Consider the following 15,856-nt stretch of genomic DNA (forward strand, 5'->3'; position numbering starts at 1 on the left):
TCATCAAAAATCATAAAAAAATACAACTACTATTTAAACTCAATGTAAAAAGAAAACTCATTTTTATTTAAATTGAGCCTAAAAAATATGTGAAGTTTTGAAAGAGCCATAATTAAAAGCCTTAAATTTGTAGATTTCTAAACGGTCAAATTTAAGGCATTCCATCATATTTAAAAATATAATGGATAATTCGCATTTGCTGATTTTTTATGCAAAAACATAACTAATTGCCCCTTAATTCAATATCAAAATTTATTAATTTATTCTTAGTGACTCTATTATAACAGAATTTTTTCCTAGACCAAGCATTTTTTTTTTTTTTTTTGCAAACGGTTAATTTTAAAATGATAAAAACCCCTTTGGTTGAAACTCAAAGGGGTAATTTATTTGTTTAATTTATTATTTAATTAAGTTTAATTAGACTTTTTTCAAAATTATTTAAATTTACTAGTTTAAATAAGCATCTACAAAAGATTCTAATGTTTTATCACGAGCAACTTTGACGGCATTTTCATCATCGCCAAAATCAGAATTTCTTACAACCGCAAAAGCCTTAATTAAAACTTTTGCTTTTGAATCTGGGAAAATTGGTTTTGGAAGACTTGAGTCATTAGGTTGTTGTGCACTCACATCAGGATTAGGTCCGATTTGGAAATAATTAAGACTGTAGCTGTTAAATTTATTAGGTGAAGATTTTCCTTGTTCATCTTTGTTAAAAATAGTTTTTGAATAAACCTTGTCAAATTTAGGTCTCTGACTTGAAGATGAATATCCACTTACCTCTAAGGTTCCTGATCCATCAGCTTCTTTGTTCATCGAAATCTCAACAACAATTGTTGATCCATCTTGAATAAACTGGGTGTCTGATTCAAAGTTGTTTTTCTGGTTAAATTTACGGTAAAGTAGTGATCGATTTTGCAAAGTAATTGTTGTCTCATCGCTGGCTTGCCTTGTTAGTTCGGCAAATTGATTAGGCTTAATTTCTTTTAGAACTTCAGGAGGCAAAATTAGGGCTTGTTGGGATCTGACGGGTTTGGCTTCTTCCCCACCGGTGTTGCCAAAACTAAATTTAAAGTCATAATCAATTCCTAAAATATATGCAAATTGTGGATTTGCATTTTTGATTTCTTGAGCTTCAGAAACAGTTGGTGGGGTTGTTGTGTCGGTAGAATTATCAGTTTGTCTTAAAAAAGATCCTCTTGACCGAGTGTTTTTTACTCTTTGGACAAAAATTCCTTTACCTTCTTTTGATGAAACTAGGTAATGCTTGTTAAAATCGTTAATTCCGCTAATTTTAAAGGCCAAAAAGAATGAACCTTTGTCAATATTAGTTGGATTTTGTGGGGCTGTTGTTGAAGCTGTTGATCCTGAAGGAGCTGCCGTTCCTGAAGGAGCCGCAGATCCCGCTGCCCCCGAATCGCCAGTCGCACTAGTTTGACTTGGTTGGAATTTTATTGTTTTTGTGATTGAATATCCATCGTTTTCTTTAGTTATTTTCCCTTTAAATTTCAGTTCGGGGCGACCAAAATCACTAAGAATTGACTCACCATCTTCTTGAAGAACAACATCATTTTTACCATCAATAAAAACTAAAGGATTAAATTCGCGAGTAATATCATAAGCGGTTTTTTCACTAAAAATATTAGAAATAACTATTTTTGAATCAGCTAGGTTTTGGCCGGTTTGTTTATCAATAAGACTAAAATTTAATTCTAATGCTTTTGAAAGAGGTGTCGAATTTAGTTCTAATTCAACATTTTGGGCATTGTTTTTTGCTAAAAGTAGTGTTTTTAGGATTGAAACTCCAAGTCCAAAAGTTTTTTGACTGCCTGGATTGTCAGTTTGTTGACTGTTTTGAGATTCAGGATTTTGGGGCTTAATCTCGGCGTCTTTTTTGATTTGTTCTTGTAAATCTTTGGTAAATTGCTCAATTTCTTCGGGAGTTCCAGTTTTTCCTTTTTCTAAAAAGTAAGTATTAGCAGCAACTTTTTCAATAATTTTATCGTCTTCATCTTCAGAATTATTTTTAATTATATCAAAAATTTGGCTAACATATAAATTAATTTGAGTGGCCGTGATTGTTGGGCTATTTTCAGCTTTTTGAAATGAAAAATTAGTTGATTTTGCAAGACTTCCTTGTGCTTTTGCAATTTTTCGCTCAAGAGGTCTTAAGTCAGGTTGAAAATCTATTTCTAAGTCAAAATTTGGGACTTTTAGTGCTAAATTTTGATTTTTTGTTGGACTAACATTGACTAAAAAGCGAACTTGCTGAGCCTTTAAGAGTTCATCTTTTTCGGAGTCTTCAACTTTTTTCAAAGAAGGTATGATTTCTATATCCCAAATATCATTATCACCTGCACGGAATTTAAAAGATTTTAGGAAATTAGATTCAAAAAATGAACTAAAATTAAAGTCTGTATTTGCTTTTTGGTATAAAACTTCTGCTAAGGACTGATCTTTATTAATTAAATTAGCTTGAACTTGCGGTTTTAGTTTGAAAATATCTTGACCACTTTGGGCGATAAAAACAGATAAGTCTTCAAAAATTTGGGACAAATTGGAGAGTCCTTGAATTGGCAGTCTGAAATTTGTCTTTGTTTTAGTGCCTAAATTTTGAATTTCTAAATTTAGGCTTAAAGTCGCCCTTGAATCGTCGAGTTCTGAAAAACTAAGATTTTTGTCTTTTAAAACAGGAGTGATAATTTGCTTTGAGTTTAAAAAAGTAGGCAAATTTTGTCCGTTAATTAGGTTAAGTCCGATATTGTTTTCAATAAAAGCACGCTCAAGTGCCCGAGCTGGACTTAAATTTTTCAAGAATTTTGAATAGGAGTCTTGAATTTTTGCTTTTAGCTCACTTGGAGTCACTAATTTTCTGGATTTTAATATTAGTGAAGATTTTTTTGTGTCAATATCAAAATTCTCGAGCTGATTTGAGTCAGATTTTGTACTAAATCCGGTTAAATTAATTTTTTTAGTGACTGTTGCATTAGTTTTAGGATCGCTAACAAAAATTAAAACATCATTAATTGCACTATTTTCAACTTTTACATCTTTGAAGTCAAAACTTATTTCAAAACCGTTATTTTTTAGTTCATCAAAGTTAAAAACTGTCGCTAAATCCAAACTATATAAAGGATTTGTTGCTAATTCAAACGCTGATTTTGCTGATAAATCACTAAAATTAGTTTGAATTTTGACCTTATCTAGTAGTCCAAAAACTTGTTGTTTGTCAATTGAACTAGCAGAATCAAGTTTGAAATCTTTTGGTTTTTCAGCAACTTTTTCAAAATATGATTTATTATAACTATTAAATCCAAGGGCAATACCGACAACTGTTGAAGCAAAAATTGTCGTTCCTAAGCCAATTGTTATTATTTTAATATGTTTTTTTGCAATCATTTTAATTCCTTATTTTAACTTTGCTCTGTAGTTTGTGGTGTTGAATCGCTTGGAGTTTGACTCGTGCTAACTTGTTTAATTACAGTAATATTGAATTTTTTTGAATAACGATATTTTTCTTCTTTTGGTTGTTCGGTTGGTGGAGTTGGAGAAGTTGGGGAAGCTGGAGATGCTTCTGAAGCAGGTGCAGGGGCTTCGGTTGGTGGAGTTGCTGGAGGCGACGCAGGAGCTGGTGTCGCTGGAGTTGGGGATGGAGACGCTGGACTTTCAGAAGCTAAAACTTCACTTGTTTGAACAGTTTCAGAATTGGTTGATCCACTATTTCCTTCTTGACCAGTTTGACCTTGATTTGAAGCGGTTCCATTATCACTTTGTCCTTGATCAGTTTGAGTTTGATCTGGCCCGGCTTCATTATTTTTTTGTTCTTGCTCAGTTTCAGTTTGATCTGAACTTGTTTCATCGTCTTTTTTTGCTTCTTGATCGGTTTTTTCTTCGGCAGTAAGTTGATCTAGATAAGATTCTGGAATTCCTACTTGAATTGTGATAAGTTTTTTATTTGGATCATTTAAAATATCATCCTTAATTTCAATGTTAATTTTTAATTTAGGACTATCTTTTTCTGTTGAGGTAAATAAACTAGTAAAACTTTTGTTAAGAATTTGGCTAATTTCTGCACCAAATTTTGGTAATTTTTGTGTAAGTTCGTCTTGTTCTTGTTTAGGTTCAACAGGGGTTTGAGTCTCGGTATCGCCTTCTGTTGACTGAGATTCTTGAGTTTCTTGAGTTTCTTGTCCACCCCCAGATTCTTGAGATTCTTGAGCTTGTTGTTCGCCCTGAACTTGTTCAGTTTGTGCTTGTTCAGATTGCTGAGTTTCTTGATGTCCTTCAGCATCACTAAAAAGATTTACAGGTACTTTTGGTTCTAAATTTTTTGAAGAAAGACTAGAAATCAAAGCCGCTTGAACCGCAACACTTCCGCTTGATCCGCCTGATGTCGCGCTATTTGCACCAGTTAATTTGTTAAAATCTTCCTCACTTAGGTGAATTGTTTGGTAAGAAACGGGAATTGCATCGATTATTTGGTCGAGTTTTTTAGTAACTTCGTTAATTTTTGCAGTTTTTTCATCAATTGTTTTGAGTATTAGTGTGGTTTTTGGACTTTCAAAAAGTGGAGCACTAATTGTTCCAGATTCATCCCTTATTCCTAATTTATAATAATAGTTAATAGCTTTATATTTTTTTGAAATATCTTCATTTTGGTCAGAAGAAGTTTGTTTTTTAATTTCCTCAAGATCAGTCAGTGAAATTTCATCATTTGGTTCAAAAACAATTTCTGAATCTAGAAGGGCAATTTCTGACCAATTTTGATAATTATTTAGAAGACCTGCTTTGAAATAAAAGGCACTAATTACATCTGCTAAAGTTTCAAAATTAGCGATATTTTCATCAATTTTTTCAAATTTTGCAATTTGATCACTTTTTTGGGCAAAAAGGTTTAGACTTGTTAATGATTCGAGAATTTTTTCATCATTTTTTAAAGTTGAAATTTTGGACTTAACATCTTTAGGTAAAAATAATGTTGATACAAATCCTGAATTTTCAAGGTTGCTATATTGATTGTTAAAGCTAAACTTCTTAAAATTGCTTGAATTAAGTCTAACTTGTCTTGCACTTTCAAAAATTTTATTTCAATCAAATTTATAATCTCTATCAAGATCAACAAAATTAAAAATTAAACCTGATATTTTTAAAAAATCAACAAATGCTTGAACTACAAGTCTAGGATTTTGTTTTGCTAAAAATGAATAAAAAGCACCAGTTTCATTAGGATTTTGCAAAAACTGAGTCGAATCTAATGAAATTGTACCGGTTTTTTGTGCATGTAGTGAATTATCAGCCTTAAAACTATTTGCATAGTCAAATGGGAAAATTAGTGTTCCGGTTCAAGCTTTGATTAAACTTTCGTGATTTGAATAATTATAATTATAACCACTTATACTTTGAAGATGACGACTTAATTTTCCAAAATCATTATCTTGAATTAGTTGATCAATTTCTTTTTTACTATAAGGATTGTTAGAATCTAGCAAAAAGTATTTGTATTTTGGTTGTTTTTTGGTTTGAGTATTACCTTCAGGGTCGCTAGTAGATTCGGTTTGAGATGTTGCGTCTGTTGCTTCAGTTGCTGCAGGTTGGATGGAATTCTCTTCTTGTACAGCAACTTGTTTTGCATCTGATCCTTCATTTTCTTCAGTTTTTTTAACTTCAGGAAGCTGTTTTTTATATTTAGCAGCTTCATCTTTTTTGAGCATTTTTAAATCAAAATTTTGATTTAAAAAAAGAAAATAGCGTCCGTCGTCAATTTTTTGGTCGCTATTTTCATCAATAATGCTAAAGTTTTCTAGGTTAAGAACACCTAATTTTTCTTCAACTATTTCCGATGATTCTTTACCGTAAAATTTCTCAGAAATTTGAATTCTATAAGGTAATTTTAAGTCAAATTTACTGTCATTTTTAGAAATTTCAACATTAAAAGGATCAAAAACTAAATTAACACCTTGATTAGGTAATTTATTTGATGAATTTTTTAGTCCAATATTCAAAGGTTTTTCTAAAACTTGATTGATTATTTGAACGATTTCTTTATTAATTTTTTTGTTTTTTATGTCAAAGTTCGATAAGGTGAATTTTGTCTGTAATAAATTTAGAAAATCTAGAACACTAATATTGACTAATTTTTTAGATTCAGTATTTGATAACTCGATACTTTCTATTAAAGATTTTGAAGTTGTAAATAATGAGTTTCCTTCATTGTCAACAATTCTAACTGGTTCAATTCAACTTTTAACTTCTGGAAAATCAAGTAGTTTTTGAGCTTCTAAACTAAATTCAGCTTTTAAAAATAGATTTAAAAAACCTCTACCATCAACAAAGGCATATTCATTTGTTAACTGATTTTTTTCAAAGGAAAAATTAAAGATTTTACTATTAGAATCAGGGATTAAATTTTCCTCACTATTATATAGATCAAATAAAATATGCTTGATTTGTGGTAATAATTTACTTATTTTATTTTCAAGTTCCTTTGAAGTACGGGCTAAATTCAAAAAACTTGATATATCCTCAGCTCGCTTTAGAAAAATGTTGTCATTTAAAGTTGCTTGGGTATTTCCCAAATCAGCTGAGAATTCTTTGGTTGAGTTTTTATCTTTTAGACTAGAAAATTTAGTCTGAAAAAGTTCGATAATTTTTTGTAACTTAGAGCTAAAATTTGAGCGTAAAAACTGTGATTTTTGCAAAAAACTAATTTCTTGAGAATAAATATCTGACTGCACAAAACTTTGGTCAGGTAGCTTTTGTTTAACTTGATATTTGATTTCAAAACTTCGACTATCATCATTTGCTGTAATATCAACGAATTTTAAGTGTGGTTTATGAATATCAACTTCATCAGTGAGATCAATTTTTTGGTTTAGATCATTTGTTTTTTGAAAAACATCAACAAGACGACTAAGATCGAGATCCTTTTGTTTGTTTCCATTTTCATCAAAAATTATGTTTTTTATACTATAATAATCATCATTAGCAGATAAATCGCCTAATTTAAATGAGACTAAGTTAATTTTTTTGGCAAAATTTTGAACATTTTCTCGCGGATTACCCGAATAAGAAATCCGAGTAGTTAAAACAATGGTAGCTGTGAAAACTCCAATTCCAAAAAGACTAACTGCTATTCCCGTTTTTGACAAAATATTTTTTCTCAAAACATTAAATAGTGATTTTTGTTTAGATTTACTCATAATCATATAATTATACCCCAAAGTAAAATTAAATCTATATTAATTTAAAAAATTAAGTCCAATTTTTGCATTAAAATCATGATGCAAAAATTGCTGACCATAAATTTTCTAATTTTTTCCCGAGTTTCACGATTTGATGAGCTAATCTTAAAAAATGTCTTGTTTTTTGCCTTTGTTAACTTTTTGGCAAAAGTTAATTACCTATTATAAAACAATGGCAAAAATCAATTTATGATAAAACAACAAAAATCATAAAAAATACAACTGCTATTTAAACTCAATGCAAATAGAAAACTCATTTTTATTTACATTGAGCCTAAAAAACATATGAAGTTTTGAAAGAACAATAATTAAAAGCCTTAAATTTGTAGATTTCTAAACGGTCAAATTTAAGCATCCCATCATATTTAAAAATATAATGGATAATTCGCATTTTCTGATTTTTTTATGGCAAAAACATAACTAATTCCCCCTTAATTCTAAAATCCAAATTTATTAATTATTCTTAAGTGTGACTTATTATAACATAATTTTTTCTTTGACCAAGCATTTTTTTTTTTTTTTTGCAAAGGGTTAATTTTAAAATAATAAAAATTAAGATTTTAGCCTTAAAAAACCCGTATTTACAGGCATTTTTGTGTATTTGTATTCACTAAAAAGTGAATTTTTGCCTTCAAACTGTCAAACTCGGGGGTTTTTATATCGGCTAAATTATTTACTCAGCTCTTAAAAAAATAAATAGGCACAAAAAATTCAGCAACTTTTGCAAATAAACAAAATTTTTCTAACAAAATATTTATTTTTGAATAAACAAAAATAAAAAATCTAAAATTTTAAAAAAAGAATTTAAAATGTTTAGCATCAAAGTTTTTCATCATCGAAAAGATCAGCATGCATTTTCTCATCATTGCGAGATTTCTCGCTGTACTCACTGCGAAAATCTGTTTTATCAATCTCTTTAAAATAGTTATTTTTTTCTCAATAATTTAAAGAAAAATCAAAGTGGCTTTCTAAAATCAATTTCTTTTCTTGTTGGTTATATAAAATCGAATTTTCTACAAAATCATCAAAATACTCAAATTCATGAGTTGTGTCTTCTTGATATTTTTTAATTGCATCACGATATAAAATTAGTTCTTCCATAGAAGATTCAATTACATTTTTATTTAAATAATTTGATTTTGATGCAGAAGAAAAAACAAACTGCGGATCTTGGTTATTTCGCAAAAAAATATCTTGTTCAAGTTTGACTAATTTTTGTTTAAAATAATATTTTAAAATTTTATATTTGCCTTGAAAAATATCGTCATATAAATTTGAATGGCCAATTCAGTAATAAATTTTTTGCCCGTCAACATACAGTAAAATGAAATTTTTTAGCGAAATTGGTGAAATTCAACCAGTGTTGGTGCTATAAGCAGAACGATAATACGGTTTAAACCAAAAAACTGGCTTTTTTGAGTCAAATTGGGAAATTATTTCATCAAAAAGGCCATATTCTTGCCCGCCAAAGTAAAAAATTTGGAAATTTTGCGGTTTTAGTTTTGCCCAACTTGGCAAAATAAAATAATCAGGTTCAGCAAGATTGACATTCTCAGTGTCCATATGATATCTAGGGCCAAATAAAATTTGCAACAAATAGATAAATTCAATTTTATTTGTTCATTTATTCAAATTATCATAATAAAATTGGCCTAATTTATCAAAAAGGTTGATGCAAAATTTTCGATATTCAGGACCGAATTTATCAAATCAACTAAGAATAAATTTATCCCGGTTTTCAATGTTTAGATCAAGCCTTTTAATCCCGTATTTTTCAAATTTTTTAAGCAAATTTTCATAAGTTTCAAAAGTAAATACATTTTGAATTGGTTCAATTCGGGTTTTTTCGTCAAAATTATAATTCTCTTTTAACAACGAATTGTAGATATTTTCTACATTTTGCCCTAAATATGGTTTGTTTGTATCTACAAATTTTGAATTATATTCGTATCTTTTTGATAAAAAATCAAAGATTTTTTCCCGATAATTTCATAAATTTTTTGGCTTTGCATAAGGAACGCTTTCTTTGATTTCCTTAATTATCATACTTTCAATTTTTTTTAGTTCGTCTTTTGATTTGAACATTTTTTGAAAAACTGCAGGAAAGGAAATTGAAAATTCGCATTTTTCTGTATCACCAAAATTTTCAAAAGCAACGATTACCGATCTAAAGCCTTTAGTGTCATAGGTCGAGTCCGAAAAATAGGGTTCTCATTCACACTCATTACTTAGATTTTCTTTTTTTCGGCAATAATCTTCATCACCTCATCTACGGGATAAACACCTAATTTCATCATAAAAATCAAAGTCATGCAGTTTTTTCAAAAAAAAGACTGTTTTTGGGATATCTTCTAGTCTTAAATTATAAACATAATCATCACGTTTGTAATCTAAGCCAATAATAGTTTCAATTGGATTGTGTACAACCGAGCAAAAATCCATGACATAGACTCATAAAAAGTCTGGAATTGCTTCATATTTTTCATAGGGATCGCAGGGTAAATCATTATCGGAAAATATGTCATTAACTGAGCAATAAGTTTTAAAATCAATTTCTAAATATTTTAGTTTTTTTAATTGTTTTCTTGTTTTAGACATCAAATCTAATTGGTTTTTCATATAAAAATCCACCTTTTCAACATTTAACATTTTTTATTATTAGTATACTAGTTAAAAAAGAAGGTTTTTCAACCCAAGTTTGATTTTGAAATTCTCTAAATTCAACAACATCAGCTTTAAATTTTAGTTTTGGCACGCGCTTTTCAAAATAAAGCTAAACTTTTTTGTTAACAAATTTAAGTAAATAACTATTTAAAATTAGGTGACCATATTGATTAATTTGAATTTCAATATCATCTGATTAGGAGGGCTGAATTAGTGCTTGTGTTGTTTAGATATGTTTGTGCTTTTTTAATATTAGCATTAATAACAAGCGAATTTTCTTGGTTTTGGTTGAAAAAATTTGGGCTAAATCATCAAAATTTAGCGGTTTTTTTGAATTTAATAAATCTAAATCACGGGTTGTGAGTTTAAAATCTGAATAGCTTTTTGTATTTTGAAAATATCAAAGTAGACTAAAAACACTTAGTCTTAATAATGAAAAAGTAATAATATTAACAATAAACTTAAAAAGTTTCAGTTTTTTATTCATGTTTTCTCCCTTTTTATATACTATATTCAAATTCTTTACTCATTAAAATTATAGCATAGATTAAAAATTTTTTAGGGAAAATTTCAATTAAAATTTAAGTCTTAAAAAAATTGATAGAAAAATTCAGGCAACCTTTGCAACCAAACATAAATTCAACTAAAAAATTCCTACTTTTAAATAAACAAGAATATAAAAAAAACAAGTTGAGAATTTTAAAAATAAAGTTAAATCTTTTATCATTAAATTTATTAATTAACAAAAAGATCTACGATTTTCCTTCTATCTCAAGAAATTTTTTACTTTTATAACCGCGAAAATCTACTCTTGCAATTTCATCATAATATTCAGTTCTATCATCATTATCTCAAGAAAAGGGGGCATGTTCTTCTAAGATTAATTCTTTTTCTTGTTGGCTATATAAATTAGTATTTTCTAGAAACTCTGTAAAATACTCAAATTCATGGTCTGTTTCTTTTAGAAATTTATTCAACGCATCCCGATATAAAATTAATTCTTCCATAGATGTTCCAATCACATTTTTATATAAATTATTTTGCCTTGGTGGCCAAGAGACAAAGAACGCCGGATCCATGCCATCACGCAGAAAAATATCTTGTTCAAGTTTGACTAATTTTTGTTTAAAATAATATTTTAAAATTTCGTATTTACCTTGATAAATATTATTATATAAATTTGAATGTCCAAATCAGTAATAAATTTTTTCACCATCAACATTCAATAAAATAAAATTTTTCAATGCAATTGGCAAAATTCATGCATCACCCGCTCCATAGGCGGAGTAGTAATATGGTTGAAATCAAAAAACTGGCTTTTTTGAATCAAATTGAGAAATTATTTCATCAAAAAGGCCGTATTCATATCCGCCAAAGTAAAAAATTTCGAAATTTTCGAGTTTTAATTTTGCTCAGCTTGGTAGAATAAGAAAATCAGGATCATCGGGATAAAAATCTAGATCTTCAACTCAATATTTAGGACCAAATAAAATTTGCAACAAATAGATTAATTCGATTTTATTTGTCCAATTATTCACATTATCATAATAAGTTTGGCCTCTTTCACCAAAAAGTTCGCTACAATACTTTCGATATTCCGGTCCAAATTTATCAAATCAACTAAGAATAAATTTATCGCGATTTTCAATGTTTAAATTAAGCTTTTTAATCCCGTATTTTTCAAATTTTTTAAGCAAATTTTCATAAGTTTCAAAAGTAAATACATTTTGAATTGGTTCAATTTGGGTTTCTTCGCTAAAATTATAATTCTCTTTTAATAACAAATTATAGATATTTTCTACATTTTGTCCTAAATATGGTTTATTTATATCTACAAACTTTGAATCATATTCATATCTATTTGATAAAAAATCAAAGATTTTTTCATGGTAATTTGCTAAATTTTTTGGTTTTGCATAAGGAACACTTTCCTGAATTTCGTTAATAATTAAAGCTTCAATTTCTTTTAATTTGCTTTTTGACTTAAACATTTTTCAAAAAATAGCCGGATAAGATATTGAAAATTCGCATTTTTCAATATCATCAAAGTTTTCAAAGACAACAACAACTTTTTTAAAAGCTTTACCGTCGTGAAAAGCATATGCAGGAGAAAGTTCAGAGATAGAATCAACATTTTCTTTTCCGTTTTTTTCACAATATTCATCGTCGTCTCATTCACCAATTAAACACCTAATATCATTATAAAAATGGAAATCATTGAGTTTTTTGAAAAAAAACGCACTTTTTGGGATATCTTCCAATTTTAAATTATAAACATAATCTTCTTGTTTATAATTTAAACTAATAATTCTTTCAATTGGATTGGGATTGTAGGTTTCTTTAAGGTAATTGTATAAAAAATTTGGAAATGGATAATTCTTATAATAACAATCAGACGTTGAATCGACATCATCATCAGTCATATTGCCAATTGAACAACGACTTTTAATATTAATTTCTATATATTTTAGTTTAATTAATTGTTTTTTTGCGTTAGTTACTAAATCTAATTGCCTTTCCATATAAAAAATGCACCTTTTCAACATTTAACATTTTTTTTCTTGGTATAAATTCCGACTCAATACCCTTTTCCTCATCCCCTATCACTCTTAATCTCCTTACATGATAATTGGGAAAATATATTTTTATGTATGATGGTATTTTTTTATCTTTACTTTTATCAATATCAAACTCATTTTTAGGGTCTGTTCAATCAATAGCACCACCAGCTAGACCTTCGCCAACAACAAAGTGATCTTTAGTAAAACCAATATCTTTATTTATTAATTATTTGTGTTGAATTTTTGCTTTTTTGGAGCAAAAATTCAACAATATTAAAGTAAAAATTTGAAAATGTGTCTATTGCCTGACAAAAAATTTGTGTCTGAATTTGTTTAGTAATTTGTTATTTAAAAAGTTTTTTTGTTAGCTGTTTAAAACTGTTAAAATATGGTCGATTTTAAGCTGATCTGTTGATGAAAATCAAAAATCAGCTTGATTAAATTCACTAAATTGATCTAAAGAAACAACTACTGATCTCATTTTTGCACTTTTTATTGATAAAAACCCTGAAAGAGAATCCTCAAAGCCAATGCAATTTTCGGGATTTAGAGATAATCCTTCTGAAGCCAATAGAAAAATATCAGGCGCTGGCTTAGGTTTTTTGATTTTCTTAGGATCAGCAATATAGTCAAAAAAAGCAATAATTCCAAGTTTTTCTAAAATTAAAGGGGCATTAAGACTACTTGAGGCAAGTCCAATTTTCAATTTTTTGGCTTTTGCACTTGTTAGTAAATCTAATATTCCTGGTAAAAGATGGTCTTTATTTAGATTTTCAAGTAATTTTAAGTAAATTTCATTTTTTTTAAAACAGACAGTATCAATTTTTTGTTCATCTCAGGTCAGTTTTTTTAGTTCTAAAATTGCTTTTAGTGTTTCTTTTCTTGAGAGGCCTTTTAATTGGGCGTTTTCAGTCTCGCTAAAGTCAATATTTTCGACTAAAAGTGATTGTTTTCAGGCTAAAAAGTGTAATTGGGCAGTATCTGTTATTATTCCATCCAGATCAAATATTAGTCCTTTAATTTTCATGGTTTATTGCAAAAAAATGCACACTTTCTATAAGTTGTTCTTGATTATTTATTCAAATTTTTACAGGTTTTTTATTGAAATTTTCAACCCTAAAAGTCGAGTGATCAATTCTTACTTGTAAATTTGCACCTTGAAAGCTAAAGTTATAAATTAATGAATTTCACTCTTTTGGTAAATTAGGTTTTAAATGAATTTTATGGTCAAAATAAGTTAGACCACCAAAGCCAAAAACAACCATTTGTCAAATTGCAGCAAGCGATCCGGCATGAATTCCAGCATCAGAACTTTTCATGTTTTGGCCTAAATCAATGTTAATTCCGTACTGAAAAAGTTGATAAGCTTTGTCGATTTTGTTAAGTCTTATTGCTTCAATTGCATAAGTTGCCGCCGAAAGTGAGGAGTCATGTGTTGTAATTTCCTCGTAAAAATCAAAGTTTTTTGCTCTAACTTCTTCAGAATAAAGTTCAGGAAATAGATATAAAAGTAAGACAACATCAGCTTGTTTAACTAGTTGAGATGCAAGAATTTTTTGTCCTTTTACAAGTGAAAAAAGTTTTTTTCCTGCATCACCAAGCATTTTAAATTCGCTAATATCGTTTCGTTCTAACTCTAAAAAGCTGTCATTTTCAGCAATAATTAGCTCTGAATTTGGTTTTTGTTGGACTAAATTTTGTCCAACAATTTTGATTTTTTCAAAATCAATTTTATAAGGAATTTTTGCAAGAACTTCTTTAAATACTGGGCTATTTTTTATTTTTTCAAAATAAAAAAGTGCTAGATCAAGGTTATATTTTGCCATTGCATTAATATAGGCCGAATTGTTAATATTTCCTTTGTATTCATTTGGCCCCATTACATCATTAATTGCAAATTTTCCGTCAGTAGTTTTCTCAGCCCGGTTTGTGTAAAATCAAGCAGTATCAAAAATTATTTCATAGCCGTATTTTTCCATGAAATCTTGGTCCAAAGTAACAACAAAATATTGTTGAATTGCATATGCAATATCAGCTGAGACGTGAATTTCTTGGCGGGCAGAAGCAATTGGGACTTGTTTTCCAGAAATTATATCAACTTGACCTCAAATTGGACAGACTTCGCCATCTTTAGGCAGTGCCATTTCTCAGGGAAATTGGGCTCCTTCAAGGTTAGATTCTTGCGATCTGACTTTAACAGAAGCGGCTTTTTTTCGGGCAGCATCTAGACCTTTATAACGATAAATTAATAAATTTCTGACAACACTAGGTTCAACAAAAAGATAATTAGGATTAATAAAAAATTCTGAATCTCAATAGGTATGACCTTGATAGCCTTCGCCGGTTAGACCTTTGGCCCCTGCGTTAATTTCGGTCGAATTTTTGCGAAAAAGTCCATTTAGATGATAAAGGCCAAAATCAAGTCCTAGCTGGTCAAATTGGGAATTTGAGTCAATTTTGACAAGAAATTTTTGTCATAAATTTTTGTCTAAAGCTTGGCTTGATTCTAAAAAAGACTCATGAAAATCGGCGTTTAACAAGGTTTTAAGTGTTAAATTTGCTTGTTTTTCAAGGTCAAAATCGTCAATTAAATTTTCGGAGTCATCAATGGAAGTATGAACTGACATTAATTTTATCAGACTTATTTTTGTTCCTTTTTTGAATTTTCCTTTGATTCGAAACAGTATTAGTCGTCTTGAGGCATCAACTTGAAAATTATCATCTCCAGGTTTTATTCTTTGACCGTCGACTTCAAAATGGCAAACTAAATTGTGAATAACTAACAAATTTGAGCTAGTTGAACGTTGTTTTAACTGCAGAGCATTTTCAAAAGGGCGAAATTTTTCGCCTTCGGCAAAATGTTGGGTTCCTGTGTTTGTGTTTTGGGCATTAATTTGCGGGCGAAATTCAATTTGAACATATTCGTTTTCAGGGTCGGTTTCAAGAATTTCAACCTCAATTTTTTGGGCATAAAAATTGAGGTTCTGATGTGAAACAAAACGAAAAGTGTCGATTTTTATAGCATTTTTTTGGCGACTAAGTGTTACTGTGCGCGATAGAGATCCATTTTTTATATCAAAAACTTTTTGATATTGGTCTTGAGAATCAAGAATTAAAGGCTGTTCATTTATAAACATTGGGGTTGTAATTAAATCAGCTAAATTACAAATTTCCGGAACTTCATGTTCAACATCTTTGTTAAAAACACCACTTACAAAAAATCCTGGTTTATTATAATAATCAGGTTCTTCGTCACTACTTCTGAGACCTAAATATCCATTTGTTAAGGCAAAAATTGATTCAGTTTTTCCTGTAAATCTTCGGTCAAAGCCATTTTGAATAACTAGTTTTTTTAAATTATCATACGTTAAAAATTGATTAGTTTTCATT

The 15,856-nt window shown here is 29.0% G+C and carries 7 protein-coding genes; all 7 read right to left on the reverse strand.

Annotated features, from left to right (window positions below; all coding sequences use genetic code 4):
- Positions 1-447: 447 nt before the first annotated feature.
- The 7 genes from QJQ40_RS01890 to QJQ40_RS01920 all read right to left on the reverse strand — a co-directional run bounded on the left by QJQ40_RS01890 (position 448) and on the right by QJQ40_RS01920 (position 15,855).
- The gene (locus tag QJQ40_RS01890; protein WP_282860957.1) at positions 448-3,399 is read right to left on the reverse strand and encodes a P110/LppT family adhesin N-terminal domain; all 2,952 of its coding nucleotides are present in this window, start codon (positions 3,397-3,399) and stop codon (positions 448-450) included.
- A 14-nt stretch (positions 3,400-3,413) separates the two neighbouring features.
- Entirely contained in the window at positions 3,414-7,199 is a 3,786-nt protein-coding gene (locus QJQ40_RS01895; RefSeq protein WP_282860958.1) for a P97 family adhesin, read from the reverse strand.
- Positions 7,200-8,054: 855 nt separating this feature from the next.
- Complete coding sequence (locus QJQ40_RS01900) at positions 8,055-9,860, reverse strand: hypothetical protein (protein WP_080719444.1); 1,806 nt, start codon at positions 9,858-9,860, stop codon at positions 8,055-8,057.
- 271 nt (positions 9,861-10,131) lie between these two features.
- Positions 10,132-10,392: a hypothetical protein gene (locus QJQ40_RS01905; protein ID WP_282860959.1), complete on the reverse strand. Its 261-nt coding sequence runs from the start codon at positions 10,390-10,392 to the stop codon at positions 10,132-10,134.
- A gap of 265 nt (positions 10,393-10,657) precedes the next feature.
- Positions 10,658-12,427, reverse strand: coding sequence for a hypothetical protein (locus QJQ40_RS01910; RefSeq protein WP_282860960.1), 1,770 nt, complete (start codon positions 12,425-12,427; stop codon positions 10,658-10,660).
- 403 nt (positions 12,428-12,830) lie between these two features.
- Positions 12,831-13,493 carry a beta-phosphoglucomutase gene (pgmB, locus tag QJQ40_RS01915; protein WP_282860961.1) on the reverse strand — a complete coding sequence of 221 codons (663 nt, stop codon included), beginning with the start codon at positions 13,491-13,493 and terminating at the stop codon, positions 12,831-12,833.
- Positions 13,483-15,855 carry a glycosyl hydrolase family 65 protein gene (locus tag QJQ40_RS01920; protein WP_282860962.1) on the reverse strand — a complete coding sequence of 791 codons (2,373 nt, stop codon included), beginning with the start codon at positions 15,853-15,855 and terminating at the stop codon, positions 13,483-13,485. The genes pgmB and QJQ40_RS01920 overlap by 11 nt, the downstream gene beginning before the upstream one ends.
- Position 15,856 lies beyond the last annotated feature (1 nt).

Source organism: Mesomycoplasma ovipneumoniae (genome assembly GCF_030012565.1).
GTDB classification, from domain to species: domain Bacteria; phylum Bacillota_I; class Bacilli_A; order Mycoplasmatales; family Metamycoplasmataceae; genus Mesomycoplasma; species Mesomycoplasma ovipneumoniae_D.